Origin of the sequence: Streptomyces sp. NPDC047085, assembly GCF_040643735.1 — a bacterium.
Lineage (GTDB): Bacteria > Actinomycetota > Actinomycetes > Streptomycetales > Streptomycetaceae > Streptomyces.
Window position 1 is genome coordinate 993,673 of sequence record NZ_JBEYUW010000001.1, and the last position, 19,496, is coordinate 1,013,168.

General features: G+C 73.4%; 18 protein-coding genes and 1 pseudogene. 12 read left to right on the plus strand and 7 right to left on the minus strand.

Annotation, left to right across the window (positions count from 1 at the left end; genetic code table 11):
• Nucleotides 1-2 precede the first annotated feature (2 nt).
• The 11 genes from hisI (at nucleotide 3) to lgt (ending at nucleotide 9,173) form a co-directional block, all read left to right on the plus strand.
• Nucleotides 3-404, plus strand: coding sequence for a phosphoribosyl-AMP cyclohydrolase (gene hisI / locus ABZ865_RS04280; protein WP_361223503.1), 402 nt, complete (start codon nucleotides 3-5; stop codon nucleotides 402-404).
• A gap of 11 nt (nucleotides 405-415) precedes the next feature.
• Entirely contained in the window at nucleotides 416-1,894 is a 1,479-nt protein-coding gene (locus ABZ865_RS04285) for an anthranilate synthase component I (RefSeq protein ID WP_361223506.1), read from the plus strand.
• Between the two features lie 72 nt (nucleotides 1,895-1,966).
• Nucleotides 1,967-2,605, plus strand: coding sequence for a TIGR02234 family membrane protein (locus ABZ865_RS04290; protein WP_361223508.1), 639 nt, complete (start codon nucleotides 1,967-1,969; stop codon nucleotides 2,603-2,605).
• A gap of 198 nt (nucleotides 2,606-2,803) precedes the next feature.
• Nucleotides 2,804-3,061, plus strand: a complete 258-nt coding sequence (locus ABZ865_RS04295) for an HGxxPAAW family protein (protein WP_361223510.1) — start codon at nucleotides 2,804-2,806, stop codon at nucleotides 3,059-3,061.
• 135 nt (nucleotides 3,062-3,196) lie between these two features.
• Nucleotides 3,197-3,697 (plus strand): DUF2752 domain-containing protein, encoded by a 501-nt coding sequence (locus ABZ865_RS04300; protein WP_361223513.1) that lies wholly within the window; start codon nucleotides 3,197-3,199, stop codon nucleotides 3,695-3,697.
• Nucleotides 3,698-3,841: 144 nt separating this feature from the next.
• Nucleotides 3,842-4,651: an indole-3-glycerol phosphate synthase TrpC gene (gene trpC, locus ABZ865_RS04305; protein WP_361223516.1), complete on the plus strand. Its 810-nt coding sequence runs from the start codon at nucleotides 3,842-3,844 to the stop codon at nucleotides 4,649-4,651.
• A 21-nt stretch (nucleotides 4,652-4,672) separates the two neighbouring features.
• Nucleotides 4,673-4,867, plus strand: coding sequence for a hypothetical protein (locus ABZ865_RS04310; protein WP_361223519.1), 195 nt, complete (start codon nucleotides 4,673-4,675; stop codon nucleotides 4,865-4,867).
• Nucleotides 4,868-5,086: 219 nt separating this feature from the next.
• Nucleotides 5,087-6,370: a tryptophan synthase subunit beta gene (gene trpB, locus ABZ865_RS04315; RefSeq protein WP_361223522.1), complete on the plus strand. Its 1,284-nt coding sequence runs from the start codon at nucleotides 5,087-5,089 to the stop codon at nucleotides 6,368-6,370.
• Complete coding sequence (gene trpA / locus ABZ865_RS04320) at nucleotides 6,367-7,185, plus strand: tryptophan synthase subunit alpha (RefSeq protein WP_361223525.1); 819 nt, start codon at nucleotides 6,367-6,369, stop codon at nucleotides 7,183-7,185. The genes trpB and trpA overlap by 4 nt, the downstream gene beginning before the upstream one ends.
• Nucleotides 7,186-7,314: 129 nt before the next feature.
• Nucleotides 7,315-8,088, plus strand: a complete 774-nt coding sequence (locus ABZ865_RS04325; protein WP_361223528.1) for a thioredoxin domain-containing protein — start codon at nucleotides 7,315-7,317, stop codon at nucleotides 8,086-8,088.
• A gap of 83 nt (nucleotides 8,089-8,171) precedes the next feature.
• Nucleotides 8,172-9,173, plus strand: coding sequence for a prolipoprotein diacylglyceryl transferase (gene lgt, locus ABZ865_RS04330; protein WP_361223531.1), 1,002 nt, complete (start codon nucleotides 8,172-8,174; stop codon nucleotides 9,171-9,173).
• Between the two features lie 72 nt (nucleotides 9,174-9,245).
• On the opposite strand, the gene ABZ865_RS04335 is transcribed toward lgt, so the two are convergent.
• From ABZ865_RS04335 to ABZ865_RS04365, 7 genes and pseudogenes are all read right to left on the minus strand, one after another.
• Complete coding sequence (locus ABZ865_RS04335) at nucleotides 9,246-10,061, minus strand: CoA ester lyase (RefSeq protein WP_361223534.1); 816 nt, start codon at nucleotides 10,059-10,061, stop codon at nucleotides 9,246-9,248.
• Nucleotides 10,058-11,314 (minus strand): CoA transferase, encoded by a 1,257-nt coding sequence (locus ABZ865_RS04340; protein ID WP_361224379.1) that lies wholly within the window; start codon nucleotides 11,312-11,314, stop codon nucleotides 10,058-10,060. The genes ABZ865_RS04335 and ABZ865_RS04340 overlap by 4 nt, the downstream gene beginning before the upstream one ends.
• A gap of 11 nt (nucleotides 11,315-11,325) precedes the next feature.
• Nucleotides 11,326-12,219 carry a ribokinase gene (gene rbsK, locus ABZ865_RS04345; RefSeq protein WP_361223536.1) on the minus strand — a complete coding sequence of 298 codons (894 nt, stop codon included), beginning with the start codon at nucleotides 12,217-12,219 and terminating at the stop codon, nucleotides 11,326-11,328.
• Nucleotides 12,216-13,577 (minus strand): ADP-ribosylglycohydrolase family protein, encoded by a 1,362-nt coding sequence (locus ABZ865_RS04350; protein ID WP_361223539.1) that lies wholly within the window; start codon nucleotides 13,575-13,577, stop codon nucleotides 12,216-12,218. Before ABZ865_RS04350 ends, rbsK begins: the two co-directional genes overlap by 4 nt.
• Nucleotides 13,565-14,749 carry an ADP-ribosylglycohydrolase family protein gene (locus ABZ865_RS04355; protein WP_361223542.1) on the minus strand — a complete coding sequence of 395 codons (1,185 nt, stop codon included), beginning with the start codon at nucleotides 14,747-14,749 and terminating at the stop codon, nucleotides 13,565-13,567. Before ABZ865_RS04355 ends, ABZ865_RS04350 begins: the two co-directional genes overlap by 13 nt.
• 8 nt (nucleotides 14,750-14,757) lie before the next feature.
• A complete protein-coding gene (locus ABZ865_RS04360) occupies nucleotides 14,758-15,873 on the minus strand; it encodes an ADP-ribosylglycohydrolase family protein (RefSeq protein ID WP_361223544.1) in 1,116 nt (371 codons plus the stop codon).
• 1,475 nt (nucleotides 15,874-17,348) lie between these two features.
• Nucleotides 17,349-18,359: pseudogene (locus ABZ865_RS04365) on the minus strand (ADP-ribosylglycohydrolase family protein); the annotation flags it as partial.
• Nucleotides 18,360-18,656: 297 nt separating this feature from the next.
• On the opposite strand from ABZ865_RS04365, the gene ABZ865_RS04370 reads away from it, so the two are divergent.
• Nucleotides 18,657-19,388 carry a VIT1/CCC1 transporter family protein gene (locus ABZ865_RS04370; protein ID WP_361223547.1) on the plus strand — a complete coding sequence of 244 codons (732 nt, stop codon included), beginning with the start codon at nucleotides 18,657-18,659 and terminating at the stop codon, nucleotides 19,386-19,388.
• Nucleotides 19,389-19,496 lie beyond the last annotated feature (108 nt).

Here is a 19,496-nt window from a genome sequence, read left to right on the forward strand (position 1 = left end):
CCATGACCAGTACGTCCGGCAACCCCCGCCCCACCAGCCTCGATCCCGAGATCGCCGCACGCCTCAAGCGCAGCGCCGACGGGCTCGTCCCCGCCATCGCCCAGCAGTACGACACCGGCGAGGTACTGATGCTCGGCTGGATGGACGACGAGGCCCTGCACCGCACCCTGACCACCGGCCGCTGCACGTACTGGTCCCGCAGCCGCCAGGAGTACTGGGTCAAGGGTGACACCTCGGGCCACTACCAGTGGGTCAAGTCCGTCGCCCTGGACTGCGACGCCGACACCGTGCTGGTCAGGGTGGACCAGGTGGGTGCCGCCTGCCACACTGGCGCCCGCACGTGTTTCGATGCCGACGTCCTGCTGAAGGACGAAGTCTCCGGCACGCCGGGCCAGGATCAGTAAGGTCTGCCGCCATGGACCTCGAGACCTTCCGCAAGCTCGCCACCGACCGGCGCGTCATCCCGGTCACCCGTAAGCTCCTCGCCGACGGCGACACGCCGGTCGCGCTCTACCGCAAGCTCGCCGCCGAACGCCCCGGCACCTTCCTCCTGGAATCCGCCGAGAACGGCCGCTCCTGGTCCCGCTACTCCTTCGTCGGTGTCCGGTCCGCCGGGACACTGACGGAGCGCGACGGACAGGCGCACTGGCTCGGCACCCCACCGGTCGGCGTACCCACGGACGGCGACCCGCTCGCCGCCCTGCGCGCCACCATCCAGGCCCTGCACACCCCGCACCACGAGGGCATGCCGCCCTTCACCGGCGGCATGGTCGGCTACCTCGGCTACGACATCGTCCGCCGCCTGGAGAAGATCGGCCCCGGCGAGCGCGACGACCTCAGACTGCCCGAGCTGACCATGCTCCTCACCAGCGACCTCGCCGTCATGGACCACTGGGAGGGCTCGGTCCTGCTGATCGCCAACGCGATCAACCACAACGACCTGGACACCGGCGTGGACGAGGCCTATGCCGACGCCGTGGCCCGTCTGGACGCCATGGAGGCCGACCTGACCCGGCCGGTCGCCCAGCCCCCGGCCGTCCTGCCGCCCTCCGAACTGCCCGAGTACACCGCGCTGTGGGGCGGCCCCGACTTCCAGGCGGCCGTCGAGGACATCAAGGAGCGCATCCGCGCGGGCGAGGCCTTCCAGGTCGTGCCCTCCCAGCGCTTCGAGACCGCGTGCACCGCGAGCGCCCTGGACGTCTACCGGGTCCTCAGGGCCACCAACCCGTCCCCGTACATGTACCTGTTCCGCTTCGAGGGGTTCGACGTCGTCGGCTCCTCGCCCGAGGCGCTGGTGAAGGTCGAGGACGGGCGCGCCATGGTCCACCCCATCGCCGGCACCCGGCACCGCGGCGCCACCCCGCAGGAGGACCAGGCCCTCGCCGAGGAGCTGCTCGCCGACCCCAAGGAGCGCGCCGAGCACCTCATGCTCGTCGACCTCGGCCGCAACGACCTGGGCCGGGTCTGCGAGCCCGGCTCGGTGGAGGTCGTCGACTTCATGTCGATCGAGCGCTACTCGCACGTCATGCACATCGTCTCCACGGTCACCGGCAAGGTCTCCGCGGGCCGCACCGCCTTCGACGTGCTCACCGCGTGCTTCCCGGCGGGCACCCTCTCCGGCGCCCCCAAGCCCCGCGCGATGCAGATCATCGACGAACTCGAACCGTCCCGGCGCGGCCTGTACGGCGGCTGCGTCGGCTACCTCGACTTCGCCGGCGACTCCGACACCGCCATCGCCATCCGTACGGCCCTGCTGCGGGACGGCACCGCCTACGTCCAGGCCGGCGCGGGCATCGTCGCCGACTCCGACCCGGTCGCCGAGGACCAGGAGTGCCGCAACAAGGCGGCGGCGGTCCTGCGCGCCGTGCACACGGCCAACCGGCTGCGTCGATAGGGCCTTTCTCACGTCGATGGGGCGCTTCTCATAGGAACCCCGGGTGACGGTTCACCCGGGGTTCGGGCGATAGTGGAGTACGTGACTGCCGTACCTCACCCCCGTTCCGACGCCGCCGCACCCACCCGGTCCGGGCGGCGGAGCCTCGCCATGGCCCTGCTCTTCGGTGCTCTCGGCGCGGCCGTGGCGCTGCTCGCGACCCGGCAGCGCTGGTCCGAGGGCACCGCGACGGTGGCCGGCGGCGCCTTCCCGCTGACCGCCAGGGGCAGCGACGTCACCGGTGTTCCCGCGGCCCTCGCCATAGTGGGCCTCGCCGCGCTCGTTGCCGTGTTCGCCGTCCGCCGGGCCGGCCGCATGGTCGTCGCCGGGCTGCTCGCGCTCTCCGGCGCCGGCATCGTCGCCGCCGCGCTCGCCGGCGCCTCGGACAGCTCCGCGCTGGACGACAAGGCCGCCGAGGCCACCGGTGACACCTCCGCCACGGTCGCCGCGCTCACCCACACCGGCTGGCCGTACGTCGCCGCCGTCGGCGGGGTCCTGATCCTGCTCGCCGGGCTGCTCGCCCTGCGCTACGGCCGCCTGTGGCCCGCCATGTCGGGCCGCTACGAGCGCGGCGCCGACCGCCCGCGGCGCACGGCGCGCCCGGCCGACCCCGAGCGCCCCGAGGAGATCTGGAAGGCCCTGGACCGCGGCGAGGACCCGACCGGCGGCTGACCCACGACCGCACCCGCGGGCCGTCGCCCGGGTGTCGCTGGATGTGGCGAACCAGACGTCACCCCCGCGTCCGTCGCGCGTTCGCGTACGGGACAATGGACCACGAGCGTCCGGCTCGGCGAGTGACGGGCGGGCTCGGAAACGTACGACACGTACGACGCGTACTACGGACACGTCCACAGCAACGAGGAGCAAGTCATGGCGGGCAGCAGCCACGGTCACACCCCGGCCGCCTGGACCGGCGTCACCATCGCCTTCATCGGTTTCTGCGTAGCGGGCGCCTTCATGGTGATGGCCCAGCCGGTCGGCTTCTGGGCCGGCATGGCGATCGTGGTCCTCGGCGGCGTCGTCGGCGCCGTCATGCGCGCCATGGGCCTCGGCCAGCCGAAGAACAACCACACCGTCGCGCACGTGGCCCCCGCCGCGACCCGCGAGCCGGTCGCCGCCGAGAGCTGACATCAGGCACGTCCCGAGGGGCGGCCCCGCGCACCAAGAGGGTGCCGGGCCGCCCCTCGCGCGTTCCCGGGGGTCGGGGGCCTGTGGGGCGGGGTCCCTCGCGCGGGAGGCCGCGACGGCGGGCAGAATGCGAGGGTGACTGCCGACAGCGGGACCACCCCGCGTACGTTCGCGCCCGCCGGACCGGTGGCGGGGCCGCCCGAGCCTCCCCCGCTCCCCGCTGCGCTCGAGCGGGGGGACCCTCTCTGGCGGCGGCTCGCCGTGCCGGCCGGCGTCCTCGCGGCCGTGGCCGGGGCCTTCGCGTACGTCGGTGCCGTCGATCCGAACGAGCCCGGCCACTACCCGGTGTGCCCGCTGTACCGGCTCACCGGGCTGTACTGCCCCGGCTGCGGGGGACTGCGCAGCGCCCACGCCTTCATCCACGGGGACCTGCTCGGCGCCCTGCGGGACAACGCGGCGGGCGTGGCCGCCTACCTGGTCTTCGCGGTGGTGTGGACCTTCTGGGTGGTCCGCGCGGTGCGCGGCCGACCGGTGCGGATCGGGCTCGGGAAGGTCCAGATGTGGGCCGTCGGCGCGTTGCTGCTGGTCTTCAGCGCTGTCCGGAACCTGCCGTTCGGTGGCTGGCTGCATCCTTGATCCAACAGCGAACGTCCAGGTAGTGGGACCGGCTCCCACCGGATGCGAACCCTTGCCCCTCCTCCGGATACCATCGCAGTGACCATGGGTTTTCGAACCCGGCGGGCAACCGCAGGAACCACCGTCTGAAAGGGGGCCGCTCGCGTGAGTGTGCTCGACGAGATCATCGACGGAGTCCGGGCCGACCTTGCGGAGCGGCAGGCACGCGTCAGCCTCGACGAGCTCAAGGAGCGCGCGGCCAAGGCTCCCGCCGCCAAGGACGGCGTCGCCGCCCTCAAGGGCGACGGGGTCAAGGTCATCTGCGAGGTCAAGCGCTCCAGCCCGTCCAAGGGCGCGCTGGCCGCCATCGCCGACCCGGCGGGACTCGCCGCCGACTACGAGGCGGGCGGTGCCGCCGTCATCTCCGTCCTGACCGAACAGCGCCGCTTCGGCGGCTCGCTCGCCGACCTGGAGGCCGTCCGCGCCCGCGTGGACATCCCGGTGCTGCGCAAGGACTTCATCGTCACGTCGTACCAGCTGTGGGAGGCCCGCGCGTACGGCGCCGACCTCGCGCTGCTGATCGTGGCCGCCCTGGACCAGCCGGCCCTGGAGTCGCTGATCGAGCGTGCCGTCTCCATCGGCCTCACCCCGCTCGTCGAGGTCCACGACGAGGAGGAGGCCGAGCGCGCGGTGGACGCCGGCGCCAAGGTCATCGGCGTCAACGCGCGCAACCTGAAGACCCTGGAGGTCGACCGCGGCACCTTCGAGCGGGTCGCCCCGGAGATCCCCGAGGGCATCGTGAAGGTCGCCGAGTCCGGCGTGCGCGGGCCGCACGACCTGATCGCCTACGCCAACGCGGGCGCCGACGCCGTCCTGGTCGGCGAGTCCCTGGTGACCGGACGCGACCCCAAGACGGCCGTCGCCGACCTGGTCGCGGCGGGCGAGCACCCCGCATTGCGGCACGGCCGCGGCTGATCCTTCGCTAGGCTGGCCCCGATGACTCTTCCGATCACCACGGCGACGCGGGACCCCTATGCCCGCCTCGCCCGCGGCTGCCGGCCCCGTGGCTGCCGTGCCCCCGCGCGGCGGGTGCACGGGCGGCGGGTCCGCTATGTGATCGGTGACGAGCCCGGCCAGGTGAACGGCATGCGATGGCACGAGGGTGCGCGCGTGTCACCCGCGGTGAGCTGAGCCGCCTCTCCCTTCGAACTCCGGTTGCCTTTGTGGGCTTTTGGTGCACGATGGGGCTACCGCCGGTCCTGTGAGATCTTCGCCGGCCCCGCCGCCGTCCGGCCGCAGTGCCGACAGCGCGGCGGGCAGGTGGGACAGCACGCCCGAGCACAGCGCGCGCACGCCCAGCACGTACCCCAAGTCCAGCAACCCGGGGCTCAGCCCCTGCGAGGTATCCGCATGCCCAGCCAGTTCTTCATTCCCGACCCCGAGGGTCAAGTCCCCAGCGCCGAGGGTTACTTCGGCGCCTTCGGCGGCAAGTTCATCCCGGAGGCGCTGGTCGCCGCCGTGGACGAGGTCGCCGTCGAGTACGACAAGGCGAAGCACGACCCCGAGTTCGCCCGCGAGCTCGACGACCTGCTCGTGAACTACACCGGCCGCCCCAGCGCCCTCACCGAGGTGCCGCGGTTCGCCGAACACGCCGGTGGCGCCCGGGTGTTCCTCAAGCGCGAGGACCTCAACCACACCGGATCCCACAAGATCAACAACGTGCTCGGGCAGGCCCTGCTCACCAAGCGCATGGGCAAGACCCGCGTCATCGCGGAGACCGGCGCCGGCCAGCACGGCGTCGCCACCGCCACCGCCTGCGCCCTGTTCGGCCTCGACTGCACCATCTACATGGGCGAGATCGACACCCAGCGCCAGGCCCTCAACGTGGCCCGCATGCGCATGCTCGGCGCCGAGGTCGTCGCGGTGAAGTCCGGCAGCCGCACGCTGAAGGACGCCATCAACGAGGCCTTCCGCGACTGGGTCGCCAACGTCGACCACACCCACTACCTGTTCGGCACGGTCGCGGGTCCCCACCCCTTCCCGGCGATGGTCCGCGACTTCCACCGCGTCATCGGCGTGGAGGCCCGCCGCCAGCTCCTCGAGCGCGCCGGACGCCTCCCCGACGCCGCCGTCGCCTGCGTCGGCGGCGGCTCCAACGCCATCGGCCTCTTCCACGCCTTCATCCCCGACGCGGGGGTCCGCCTGATCGGCTGCGAGCCGGCCGGGCACGGTGTGGAGACCGGCGAGCACGCGGCCACCCTGACCGCGGGCGAGCCCGGCATCCTGCACGGCTCCCGCTCCTACGTCCTGCAGGACGAGGAGGGCCAGATCACCGAGCCGTACTCGATCTCGGCCGGCCTCGACTACCCCGGCATCGGCCCCGAGCACTCCTACCTCAAGGACTCCGGCCGCGGCGAGTACCGCGCGATCACCGACGACGCCGCCATGCAGGCCCTGCGCCTGCTGTCGCGCACCGAGGGCATCATCCCGGCCATCGAGAGCGCCCACGCCCTGGCCGGCGCCCTGGAGGTCGGCAAGGAGCTGGGCAAGGACGGCCTGATCGTCGTCAACCTCTCCGGCCGCGGCGACAAGGACATGGACACCGCCGCCCGCTACTTCGGCCTCTACGACACCGACGCCGAGGTGGCCGCCAACGAAGCCGACACCGCCGAGATCGAGGGGGACGCCAAGTGAGCGGGAACCTCCAGCTGCTGTCCGACACCCTCGCCGCCGCCAAGGCCGAGGGCCGGGCCGCGCTCATCGCCTACCTCCCGGCCGGGTTCCCGACCGTGGACGGCGGCATCGAGGCGATCAAGGCCGCCTTCGACGGCGGCGCCGACGTCGTCGAGGTCGGCCTGCCGCACAGCGACCCCGTTCTCGACGGCCCGGTCATCCAGACCGCCGACGACATCGCGCTGCGCGGCGGAGTGAAGATCGCGGACGTCATGCGGACCGTCCGCGAGGCGCACGAGGCCACCGGCAAGCCGGTCCTCGTCATGACGTACTGGAACCCCATCGACCGCTACGGCGTGGAGCGCTTCACCGCCGAGCTGGCCGACGCGGGCGGCGCGGGCTGCATCCTGCCCGACCTGCCGGTCCAGGAGTCGGCCCTGTGGCGGGAGCACGCCGAGAAGCACGGCCTTGGCACGGTCTTCGTGGTCGCCCCCAGCAGCAAGGACGAGCGCCTCGCCCAGATCACCGCGGCGGGCAGTGGTTTCGTCTACGCGGCCTCGCTGATGGGCGTCACCGGCACCCGCGAGTCCGTCGGCGCGCAGGCCCAGGACCTGGTGGGGCGCACCCGCGCCACCGGCACCGACCTGCCCGTCTGCGTCGGCCTCGGCGTCTCCAACGCGGCCCAGGCCGCCGAGGTCGCCGGCTTCGCGGACGGCGTCATCGTCGGCTCGGCGTTCGTGAAGCGGATGCTGGACGCCGCGGATCACGCGTCCGGGATCGAGGCGGTGCGCGAGCTCGCCGGTGACCTGGCGAAGGGCGTGCGCCGCCAGGCGTGACACGCCTGCGACTGTCCGTCACTCTTCATAACTGATCGTCACTTTCCCCTGGTAGGGCATGCGGTCACTCGAAGGGGTGGACCTCCGGCCGGGGAGGCGCGCTGCGCCTCCCCGGTTCGTTCTGGGGGTGTGAGCGAGAAGAACCGTGACGGAAAGCGCACCGCCCGGGAGCGGCTGGCGGTGGAGCGCGAGAAGCAGAAGGCCGCGGAGAAGCGGCGGCGCGCGCTGATCGTGGGGGCCAGTGTCGTCTGCGTCCTCGGGCTCGCGGCGGTGATCGGCGTGATCGCCGCGAACGCGGGCAAGGAGAAGGGCGAGAAGAGCGCGGGCCCGGTCGTGGCGCCCTCGGGCGCGCAGGGCAAGGACAGCCTCGCGATCCCGGTCGGCAAGGACGGTGCCAAGTCCACGCTCACGGTCTGGGAGGACTTCCGCTGCCCGGCCTGCCAGAGCTTCGAGACGCGGTACCGCCCCGTGCTCCACGAACTGGTCGACGCCGGCAAGCTCAGAATCGACTACCACCTGGTCCGGCTGATCGACGGCAACCTCGGCGGCACCGGCTCGCTGCGCGCGGCCAACGCGGCGGCCTGCGCCCAGGACGCCGGGAAGTTCCGCGACTTCCACGACGTGCTGTACGAGAACCAGCCCCCGGAGACCGACGACGCCTTCGGCGACGACGCGAAGCTGATCGAACTGGCCGGCAAGGTGAACGGTCTCGACACCCCCGCGTTCCGGAAGTGCGTCAAGGACGGCACCCACAACAGCTGGGTGAACAAGTCCCACGCGGCCTTCAAGGCCGGTCACTTCGGCGGGACGCCCACGGTGCTGTTCGGCGGCAAGAACATCTACCAGGACCAGACGCTGACGCCGGACAAGCTCAAGCAGATGGTGGAGGCCCAGCAAGGGTGAGCTGTTTCTCACCCGCCCGTTATGGACCCGTAGCCGGGCTGCCTGCCGTCGGTGCGGCCCGGCACGGTAGCGTCGACCCTGCCATGGAACTTGCCTACATTCCCAGCCCGTCGCACGGGGTCTGGCACCTCGGTCTCATTCCGCTGCGCGGCTACGCGTTCTGCATCATCGCCGGCGTCTTCGTTGCCGTCTGGCTCGGCAACAAGCGCTGGATCGCCCGCGGCGGGCGCTCCGGCACGGTCGCCGACATCGCGGTCTGGGCGGTGCCCTTCGGCCTCGTCGGTGGCCGTCTCTACCACGTGATCACGGACTACGAGCTGTACTTCAGCGAGGGCCGTGACTGGGTGAACGCCTTCAAGGTGTGGGAGGGCGGCCTGGGCATCTGGGGCGCGATCGCGCTCGGCGCGGTGGGCGCGTGGATCGGCTGCCGGCGCCGGGGCATCCCGCTGCCCGCCTACGCCGACGTCATCGCCCCCGGCATCGCCTTCGCGCAGGCCATCGGCCGCTGGGGCAACTGGTTCAACCAGGAGCTGTACGGGCGCGAGACGCATCTTCCGTGGGCGCTGCACATCACCTCCTCCGAGGGCGGCCGGGTGCCGGGCTACTACCACCCGACCTTCCTCTACGAGTCGCTGTGGTGCATCGGCGTGGGCCTCCTGGTCATCTGGGCCGACCGTCGCTTCAAGCTGGGCCATGGCCGTGCCTTCGCCCTGTACGTCGCCGCGTACTGCGTGGGCCGTGGCTGGATCGAGTACATGCGCGTCGACGACGCCCACCACATCCTCGGCCTCCGCCTCAACGACTGGACCGCGCTGATCCTGTTCCTGCTGGCGGTCACGTACATCGTGATCTCCGCGAAGCAGCGCCCGGGCCGCGAGGCCGTGGTCGAACCGGCGGCCGTCTCCGACGGTTCCCCCGAGGGCCCCTCTGACGGCGAGGCCGCCACCGAGGCCGCCGAGGCCGACGACACCGTTGACGAGGTCAAGGACAAGGCCGAGGACAAGGCCGAGCCGGATGCGGAGCCCGAGCCCGAGCCCGAGGCGGAGCCGCAGGACGAGACCGAGTCCGCGACCAAGAAGAGCTGACACGCGCCGTACGACGACGCCGAGGGCGCCCGGAACGTTTCCGGGCGCCCTCGGTGCGTGCAGGAGCGCTGCTCACCCCCTCCTGGTCAAGGCAAGGGTTCGCTGGGCCATGGTGACGACGGCGGCGTCGATGAAGCGGCCGTCGGGGAGGGCTTGGGCGCCTTCGTTGGTGGCGGCGGCTTTGATGATGGTTTCCGCGTGCTCGATCTCCGACTCGGTGGGGAGGTAGGCCCGCTCGATCACGGGAAGCTGGCGGGGATGGATGGCCGCGCGGCCGAGGAAGCCGAGGGTGCGGCCGTGGGCGCAGGAGGCGGCCAGGCCGTCCAGGTCGCGGATGTCGGGGTGGACGGACTGGGCCGGCGGGGCGAGGCCGGCCGCGCGGGCGGCGACGACCACGCGGGAGCGGGACCAGTCGAGTCCCGCGTCGGCCCGTACCCCCAGGTCGGCCCGGAGATCGGCCTCGCCGAGGGAGACGCCTCGCAGGGACGGGTGGGCGGAGGCGATGGAGTAGGCACGCTCGATGGCCAGGGCCGACTCCAGCAGGGCGTAGAGAGGGACGGGTGTGGATGTGGCGACCTGTCGTACCTGGTCGGGGGAGGTCACCTTGGGGAGACGCAGGCCACGGACGCCGGGCAGGGAGGCGAGTCGGGCCAGGTCCGCGGCGGCCCAGTCGGTGTCCAGGGCGTTGACGCGGACGTGGACCGGGAGCGGCTGGGGGTCCGCGAGGAGGTCCGCGGTGGCCTCGCGGGCGTACTCCTTGCGGTCCGGGGCGACCGCGTCCTCCAGGTCGATCACCACCACGTCCGCGCCCGCGGCCAGCGCTTTGGCCACGACGTGCGGACGGTCGCCGGGGACGTAGAGCCAGGTGAGCGGGAACGGCGGGGTCACAGCGCGCCCTCCTCGCGCAGGGCGTGCAGGTCGGCCGGGGTGAGACCCAGCTCGGTGAGCACCGCTTCCGTGTCGGCGCCGTGCGGGCGGCCCGCCCAGCGGATCGCGCCGGGGGTGGCGGACAGGCGGAAGAGGACGTTCTGCATCCGCAGGGGGCCCAGCTCGGGGTCGTCGACGGTGGTGACCGTGTCCAGGGCCTGGTACTGGGGGTCGGCCATGACGTCCCGTACGTCCTGGACCGGGGCGATCGCCGCCTCCGCCTTCTCGAAGGCCGCGAGCACCTCGTCCCGGCTGCGGGCCCCGATCCAGGCACCCACCGCCGCGTCCAGGACATCGGCGTGCGCGGCGCGCTCCGCACCCGTGGCGAACCACGGCTCCTCGATCAGCTCCGGACGGCCCACCAGCCGCATCACCCGCTCGGCCACCGACTGCGCGGACGTGGAGACGGCGACCCAGAGGCCGTCGGCGGTGCGGTAGGTGTTGCGCGGGGCGTTGTTCGCGGAGCGGTTGCCGGTGCGCTTCTGGACGTAGCCGAGCTGGTCGTACCAGGTGGGCTGGGGGCCGATGACCGCGAGGATCGGCTCGATGATCGCCATGTCCACGACCTGGCCCTCGCCGGTCCGCTCCCGGGCGGCGAGGGCCGTCAGCACGGCGTACGCCGTCGCCAGGCCCGCGATCGAGTCCGCCAGCCCGAACGGCGGCAGCGTCGGCGGCGCCTCCGGCTCGCCGGTCAGGGCCGCGAAGCCGCTCATCGCCTCGGCGAGGGTGCCGAAGCCGGGCCGGTGCGCGTACGGGCCGAACTGTCCGAAGGCCGTGACCCGGGTGAGGATCAGCCGTGGGTTGGCGGCGGACAGCTCGGCCCAGCCCAGGTCCCACTTCTCCAGGGTGCCGGGGCGGAAGTTCTCGATCACCACGTCGGCGGTGGCGGCGAGCCGGAGCAGGGTCGTGCGCCCGCCGGGCTTGGACAGGTCGAGGGTGATCGTGCGCTTGTTGCGGCCGAGCACCTTCCACCACAGGCCGGTCCCGTGCTTCGCCGGGCCGTGTCCCCGGGACGGGTCGGGCCGGCCGGGATGCTCCACCTTGATCACCTCGGCGCCGAAGTCGCCGAGCAGGGTGGCGGCCATGGGGCCGGCGAAGAGGGTGGCCAGGTCGAGGACCCGCAGACCGTCGAGGGACTGGGGGCGCGAGGTCGTAGCGGTGGCCGTAGAGGCGGCCGTGGGCGTGCGGGGTGTGCTCTCGGGGAGCGTGCTCATGCGGTGGGTGCTCATGCGCTGTACTGCGCATCGATCTCCGGGCGGTACGGCATCGACGCCGACGCACCCTCCCGCTGCACGGACAGCGCCGCCGCCGCGGCCGCCCAGGCCAGCGCCTCCCGCACCGGCTTCTCCTCGGCGAGGGCGACCGCGAGCGCACCCACGAACGTGTCGCCCGCGCCCGTCGAGTCCACCGCGGTCACCTGGGGCGCGGGCACGAACAGCGGCTCGGTGCCCCGGGAGCGGTACAGGCTGCCCGACGCGCCCAGGGTGACGACGGCCTCCGGCACCACCTCCAGCAGGGCGGCGGCCGCCTCGCGCGGGTCGGTGCGGCCGGTGAGGGTGACGGCCTCGTACTCGTTCGCCACCAGCATCTCGGTCGCTTCGAAGAGTTCGGGCGGCAGCGGCTGCGCGGGGGAGGGTGTGAGCACCGTGCGCACACCGTGCCGGCGGGCCGCCTGCGCGCCCGCGACGACCGCGGCCATCGGGATCTCCAGTTGCAGCAGCAGGGCGTCGGCGGACGCGATCACGCCCTCGTCGCCGGGGGAGAGGTGGTCGACGGTGCCGTTCGCGCCGGGGATGACGACGATCGCGTTGCCGCCCTCGTCGTCCACCACGATGTGCGCGGTGCCGGACGGGCCCTCGACCGTGCGCAGGGAGTCGGTGTCCACACCGGAGTGTTCAAGGGTGTCGCGCAGCCGGGCGCCGAACGCGTCGTTGCCGACCGCGCCGATCATCGACACCGTGGCGCCGGCGCGTGCGGCGGCGATCGCCTGGTTGCCGCCCTTGCCGCCGGGGATCGTACGGAACTCCCGTCCGGTCACGGTCTCGCCGCGCTGCGGGGCCTTGCTGACGTAGGTGACGAGGTCCATGTTCGTGCTGCCGAGGACGACGATATGGGTCATGGGCGGGTCGCCTCCAGGTGGGTGAGGTGGGCGAGGGTGTCGAAGCCGGTGCCGTCGAAGTCGGCGACGGAGGTGGCGAGCCGGTTCTTCAGCGGGGTCCGCCAGCGGTCGGGCAGCGCGTCCGGGGTGCCGGCGAGGAGGCCGGCGATGCTGCCGGCGGTCGCGCCGCCCGAATCCGTGTCCCAGCCGCCGGACACCGCACGGCAGATGGAGCCGGTGAAGTCGCCGTTCGCGTGGGCGAGGGCGGCGGTGATCAGGGCGGTGTTGGGGAGAGCGTGGACCCAGTGGTGGGTGGGGCCGTAGCGGGCGTGGAGCGCGTCCACCACGTCGTCGAAGTCCTGGTGTTTCCCGGCCAGATGGAGGGCGTGGTCGATCGCCAGGGCCAGGCGGGAGCGGGGCGGGACCACCGTGCGGCCGGTGTGCAGGCAGGAGTGGACGGCCTGGGTGCCGGTGGCCGCGGCGGCGATGGTGGCGGCCGTGAACATCGCCGCGTAGACGCCGTTGGCGGTGTGGGTGAGGGCCGCGTCGCGGTACGCCTGCTCGGCGGCGGCCGCCGGGTCGCCCGGGTTGGTCCAGCCGTGCACGTCGGCGCGGATCAGGGCGCCGATCCATTCGCGGAACGGGTTGCGGTGGCGGGCGGTGTGCGGGGGTTCGATGCCGCAGAGGAGGTTGCGGTGGGCGACGCGTTCGGCGGTGAAGGTGCGGCCGGGCGGGAGCTCGTCGAGCCAGAGGCGTGCCACGTCGGTGGTGGTGAAGGTTCTGCCGTGGCGTCTGAGGAGGAGGAGATTGAGGAGGGGGTAGTTGAGGTCGTCGTCCTCGGGCATGCCGTCGATGTTCTCGGCGAGGGAGGTGGCGGCCGAGCGCCGGTTCCAGGGGTACTGGGCGAGGAGGTCCTGGGGCACGCCCTTGGCCGTGAACCAGGTGGTGAGGGGCCAGTTGCCGGTGGCCCGGGCGAGGGTGCGGACGCCGTCCAGGGGGAGCTTCTCGACCGGTTTGCCGAGGAGGCAGCCGATGGCCCGGCCGAGCCAGGCCGCTTCGAGGGCGGGCGGAGTCGTCCGGGTGGAGACGCGTGACGCGGGCCAGTCGGGACAGGCGGCCTTGATCCTCGCCAGGTCCGTCGGTTCGTCGTCCGCCAACGTGCTGGGCAGGTCGGCGAGTTCGTCCAGGAGGTCCTCGGCGAGGAGACGGAGGTAGCGGGAGGGGCGCTCCGGGGAGGCTCCCGCACGCTCGGGGGCGTCCAGGCCGCCCGCTGCCCGCCAGCGCGCCTCGATTCGCGACGGTTCGCGGCCGTCCAGGCGGGCTTGGCGGAGCTCGTGGCCCAGAAGGTCCTCGGGCTGGACCCAGGTCAGTCGGAGCATGCCGTGCCTCCCAGGGAGGCGAAGGCGCGCTCGTGGGCACGGCGGCGGCGGACGTCCCGTGCGAAGATCTCGCGCGCGACCTCGGCCAGTTCGCGGGCCGGTGCCCACAGATCCAGGCGGCTCGCCTCCGCCACCGTCTTCGACCAGTCCTCGGGCACGGGCGAGCCGAGGGCACCCGCGAGGGCGCCGGCCATCGTGGCGATCGAGTCGCAGTCGCGGCCGTAGTTGACCGAACCCAGGACCGCGTGGCGGTAGTCGCCGCCGGAGACCAGCAGCATGCCCAGGGCGACGGGGAGTTCCTCGATGGAGTGCAGACGGGAGGGGCGGCGCGCGGCGAGGGAGGGGGCGCGGTAGTCGGGACCGACCGTGTCGTACGGGGCGACCGCCTCCCGGAGGGGAACCAGCGCCGACTCGAAGTCGCCGTGTCCGCGGGCCACTTCACAGACCTTCTCGATCGCCTCCCGTGTGCCGTCCTTCGCCACGGAGAGACAGGCGGCGACGACCGAGTCCGGGGTCGCGTCCGGCGCGGTCGCGGCGGCGACGGCGGCGGCGAAGACCCCGGCGGCCTCCCTGCCGTACGACGACTGGTGCGCGCCGGCGATGTCGAGTGCCTCGGCGTACGCGGCGGCCGGGTTGGCCGCGTTGACCAGGCCGACCGGGGCCATGTACATCGCCGCGCCGCAGTTGACGATGTTGCCGACGCCCGCCTCCCTGGGGTCCACATGGCCGTAGGCGAGCCGTGCCACCAGCCACTTCTCGGCGAGGAACAGGCGCTGCAGGGGCAGCGCCTCGGCCTCCAGCTCGGGGATCCAGCGCGGGTCGGTCATCAGGTCCGGGACCAGGTGGTCGGCGACGGCGTACGCGTCGAGGTGGTCGCGGACGCGGGCGTAGACCCGGACCAGCGCGTGGGTCATCAGGGTGTCGTCGGTGACGTGGCCGTCGCCCTTGTGGTACGGGGCGATGGGGCGGGCGGTGCGCCAGGCGTCGCCGTGCCAGGGGCCGACGATGCCGTGGACGCGGCCGCCGTGCCGCTCGGTGATCTGGTCGGGGGAGTACCCCTCGACGGGGCCGCCGAGCGCGTCGCCGACGGCGGCTCCGACCAGGGCACCGGTGATCCGCTCATCGAGACCGCTCGGGCACCTTTCGCCGTTTTCTTCTCCTGTGGGGGTCATGCCCCGAATCATCCTCCTGGTCGGGCCCGTTGCACGGCTTCCAGGAGTCCGGCGAGTTCCACCAGGTCGGTGCCCGTGAGGCGGGGCAGGGCGCAGCCGGAGAGGGTGCGGCAGGCGTCCCGCCAGGTTTCCGGGACGGCCGCGCCGCCGCCCAGGGCGCCGGTGAGCGCGCCGGCGAGGGCGGGGGCGGAGTCGGCGACCCGGGACAGACAGGCCGCCGCGGGGACCGCCTCGGCGATGCGGCCGCGGGCGGCGGCGGTCAGGGCGAGGGCGACGGGGACCGTCTCGGCGGCGGCGATGCCGTAGCTGTAGACGTGGTCGACGATCTGGTGTTCCAGGAGGGGGACGAGGGCGAAGGCGGTGCCGGTGTCCTGGGCCAGGACGAGCGCGTGGCGGGTGTTGCGGCCGATCTCCGTCTCCGCGGGCAGTTCGGCGAGGGCCGCCGCCACGCAGTCGTCGGTGTCGGCGCCGGACAGGGCGAGGGCAAGGGCCGCCGCCATCGCGCGGGCGCCGTGCACGCCGTCGCCGTCCTGGGTGTAGCGGGCGTCGAACTCGGCGAGGTCGGCGGCGCGGCGGGGGTCGCCGGGGTGGGCGACAGCGAGGACGCAGGCGCGGACGCAGGCGGCGTCGTCGAAGTAGTGCGGGTTGTCGTGGCCGGTGGCGGGCGGGCGCAGGCCGGCGGCGAGATTGCCGAGGCCCGCGCGGACCGAGATGCGGGCGCGGAGGGGGAGGACGGCGGACTCGATCTCCGGGGCGCGGTCCGCGGCGGCGGCGACCTCGGAGGCGACGGCGGTCCAGGTGAGGTCGATGGCGGCGCGCATACGGCGGTCCCGGCTGAGGTCGCCGAGGACGTCGTCGTCGCCGGCCCGCAGGACCGCCTCCGCGGCGAAGGCCGCCCATTCGGCGTCGTCGGAGGGGCCGAGGCGCAGGGGTTCCGGGGGCTGATTGAGGGCGATCGGGACGGGGAGGGTGGTCGTGGCGTTGTGCTCGGCGAAGGTGTCCAGCTCCCGGGTCAGCCGACGGGTCCACTCCGGCATCCGGGCCGCGCGGTGCCGGGCGGCGGGCCACCCTGCGGCATCCCCGGCGGCGAGCCCGAGCAACAGCCCCTCGATACGCCGCGTCACGGCCGCCCCTCACCATCGCCGCTCCCGGCATTCCCCGCGCTGTCCTGCCGCGCGGTGCCTCCCGTACCCACCAGCCGACCTCCGCTGTCCTGCTGCGCAGCGCCTCCCGCACCCACCAGCTGACCTCCGCCGTCCTGCTGCGCAGCGCCTCCCGCACCCACCAGCTGACCTCCGCCGTCCTGCTGCACAGTGCCTCCCGCACCCACCAGCTGACCTCCGCCGTCTCGTTGCCCGGTGTCCCTCGCCCCGACCAGGGGGCTCCGCCCCCTGGACCCCCGGTCCTCCGCCCACCCACCACCCGACTCGGTGGGCTGGAAGGTGGTCGGCAGGGGCGGCTGCGGTTCGGTGGGTTCCGCAGGCTGGGGGGCGGGTGAGTCGTGGCGTCGGGTGGTGGCCGGGATGGGGGTGGGGGGCTCGGTGGGCTGGAAGGTGGCCGGGAGGGGCGGGTGCGGTTCGGTGGATTCTGCCGGCTGGGCGGTGCGTGATTCGTGTCGTCGGGCGGTGGCTGGGAGGGGGGCCGGGGGCTCGGTGGGCTGGAGCGTGGGTCGGAGGTGTGGGCTCGGTTCGGTGGGGCGGTCGGTGGGGCGGAGGGTGGCCGAGAGAGCTGGGAGCGGTTCGGCGGGCTGGGGACTATGTGGGCCGTCTGGTCGGGCGGGCCTGGAGGGCTCGGTCGGCTGGATGGGCTGAAAGGTGGTGGCTGGGTCGGTGGGCTGGAGCGTGGGTCGGAGGGGTGGGCTCGGTTCGGTGGGGTGGTCGGTAGGGCGGAGGGTGGCCGACTGGAGCGTGGCCGGGAGGGGCGGCTGCGGTTCGGCGGGCTGGGGGGTGGTGGTTGGGTCGGCCGACTGGAGCGTGGCCGGGAGGGGCGGCTGCGGTTCGGTGGGTTCTGCCGGCTGGGCGGTGCGTGAGTCGTCCGGTCGGGCGGTGGCCGGGAGGGGGGTGAGGGGGTCAGTGGGCTGGAGCGCGGGTCGGAGGGGTGGGCTCGGTTCGGTGGGGTGGAGGGTGGCCGAGAGGGCCGGCAGCGGTTCGGTGGGCTGGGGGGTGGTGGTTGGGTCGGCCGGCTGGAAGGTGGCCGGCAGGGGCGTGGGGGGCTCGGTCGGCTGGGTGGGCTGGGGCGCGGCCGGGAGGGGTGAGGGCTGGTTGGTGAGCTGGAGGGTGGCCGGCAGGGGCCTGGAGGGCTCGGTTGGCTGCGTGGGCTGGGCGGCGGCCGGGAGGGGTGAGGGCTGCTTGGTGGGCTGAGGTGTGGGTGGGAGGGGGGTGGGGGGCTCGGTGGGCTGGAGCGTTGGTCGGAGGGGTGGGCTCGGTTCGGTGGGGTGGAGGGTGGCCGAGAGGGCCGGCAGCGGTTCGGTGGGCTGGAGAGTGGCCGGGAGGGGTGAGGGGTGCTGGGTGGGCTGGGGTGTGGGTGGGGCGGTGGGGTGGGGGGTTGGGGGGAGGGTTTGGAGGGCGAGGGGGAGGAAGTCCGGGATCAGTACGCCTTCGCCCCACTTGCCGCCCTCTTCCGGGACCAGGAGTTCGGCCACGTCCAGGATGTGGTGGCCGGCCATGGAGGGGAGGCAGCGGCCGCGGGCCGGGCCGATGGCGGTGGCCCAGGTGGAGGGGATCGCAGAGATGCCTTGGGTGGCGCCGGCCAGGGCGCCCGCCACCGCTGCCGTCGTATCCGCGTCGCGGCCCATGTTGACGGCCGTGAGCACCGCCTCGCGGAAGTCGCCGTCGGCCGCCGCGTACGCGCCGAAGGCGAGGGCGACGGCCTCGGGGGCCAGGTCGGTCCAGGGGTAGCCGCCGATGACCACCGCGGAGCGGACCGCGCGTTCGCCGCGGTGGGCGACGGCGACCGCGCGGCGCAGGGAGCGGGCGGTCCAGGAGTCGTCGGGGACGGCGGCGAGGGCGGCGGCGATCACGACCGGAGGGGACGCGCCCGCCATCGCCGCCGCCACGCCCGCCGCGACCGCCTGGCCGCCGTAGATGCCCTCGCCCTCGTGGCTGACCGAGCCGTCGATCGCCACCAGGCGGGCGGCTTCGGCGGGGCGTCCGGCGGCGAAGACGCCGAAGGGCGCCGCGCGCATCGCGAGGCCGTCGCTCCAGGCGTGCCGGTGCTGGGCGGAGATGGGGGCGGCGAGGCCCCGGCGGAGGTTCTCCAGCGTGCCGCGCTCGCTGAAGCCCGCGCCCCGGAAGGGGCCCTCGGCCCGGTCCGCGATCCACTCGTGCCAGGCCGCCTCGACATGCGCGGGCGTGAGCGCCGAGCCGTGCCGGGCCAGCAGCAGCCCGGAGAAGATCGCGTACTCGGTGTCGTCCGTGCCCGACGGGCGCTCGGTGACGTACCCGGTGATGCGGCCCCAGCGGGCGCGGATCTCGGAGGGCCGGAGGTTCTCCGCGGGCGCCCCCAGCGCGTCGCCGACGGCCAGGCCGAGCAGCGCGCCGCGCGCCCGCTCCCGCAGTCCCGCCGAGTCCCCGGGCGCCGGCGCCCGGGGAGTGCACGCGATCGATGCCATGGACGCCTCTCCTTCAGGGACCTCAGCGCGGGCCACCCGGCCCCGGTGCGCGAGGCCCTGTGCGCGCCCTTTGCGGATGTGTCCCACGGGATGGGCCCGCGCCTGCCTCCGGAGGCCCAGCGTCACCCGCTCGGCATCTGAGCAAACACCGGCACGGATGAGCAAAGAAGGTAAAGCCGCAGGTTAGCTCAGCCTTTCCTTGCTGGCGCGGCGGAAATTATCGGCGTAGGTTCGGTGTTGTCGAAAAGTAGAACGCGTCCAAAGTTAGCTTTGGCTAAGCTTCCTGGGGGATCCCGCATGGCCATCATCGACACCGAGGCACCGCTGCACGCGGCGCACCGCGACAACCACACGCACCGGGACGTCAACGGCGGCTGGCTGCGTCCCGCCGTGTTCGGCGCCATGGACGGCCTCGTCTCCAACCTCGCCCTGATGACCGGCGTCGCCGGCGGATCCGTCGGCCAGCAGACGATCGTGCTCACCGGCCTCGCGGGCCTCGCCGCCGGCGCCTTCTCCATGGCGGCCGGCGAGTACACCTCCGTCGCCTCGCAGCGCGAACTCGTCGAGGCCGAACTCGACGTCGAGCGGCGCGAACTGCGCAAGCACCCCCAGGACGAGCAGGACGAGCTCGCGGCACTCTACGCGGCCCGGGGTGTCGAGCCCGAACTGGCCCGCGAAGTCGCCCGGCAGCTGTCCAGGGACCCCGAGCAGGCGCTGGAGATCCACGCCCGCGAGGAGCTGGGCATCGACCCCGGCGATCTGCCGTCGCCGCTGGTCGCGGCCGTGTCCTCCTTCGGATCCTTCGCGCTCGGCGCCCTGCTGCCCGTCCTGCCGTACCTGCTGGGCGCGACCGCTCTCTGGCCGGCCGTGCTCCTCGCCCTCGCCGGGCTGTTCGGCTGCGGCGCCGTGGTCGCCAAGGTGACCGCGCGGACCTGGTGGTTCAGCGGCCTCAGGCAGCTCGCGCTGGGTGGCGCCGCTGCCGGTGTGACGTACGCCCTGGGTAGCCTGTTCGGAACCGCCGTAGGATGACGTGGATGCGACTTATGCGTTGGGCCGCATAAGTAGCCGTTACTCGCTGGTTTCGAATCCTTAACCACCGGGCATGAGCCGTAAACGCTGTGGGCAATGACGCCTGCG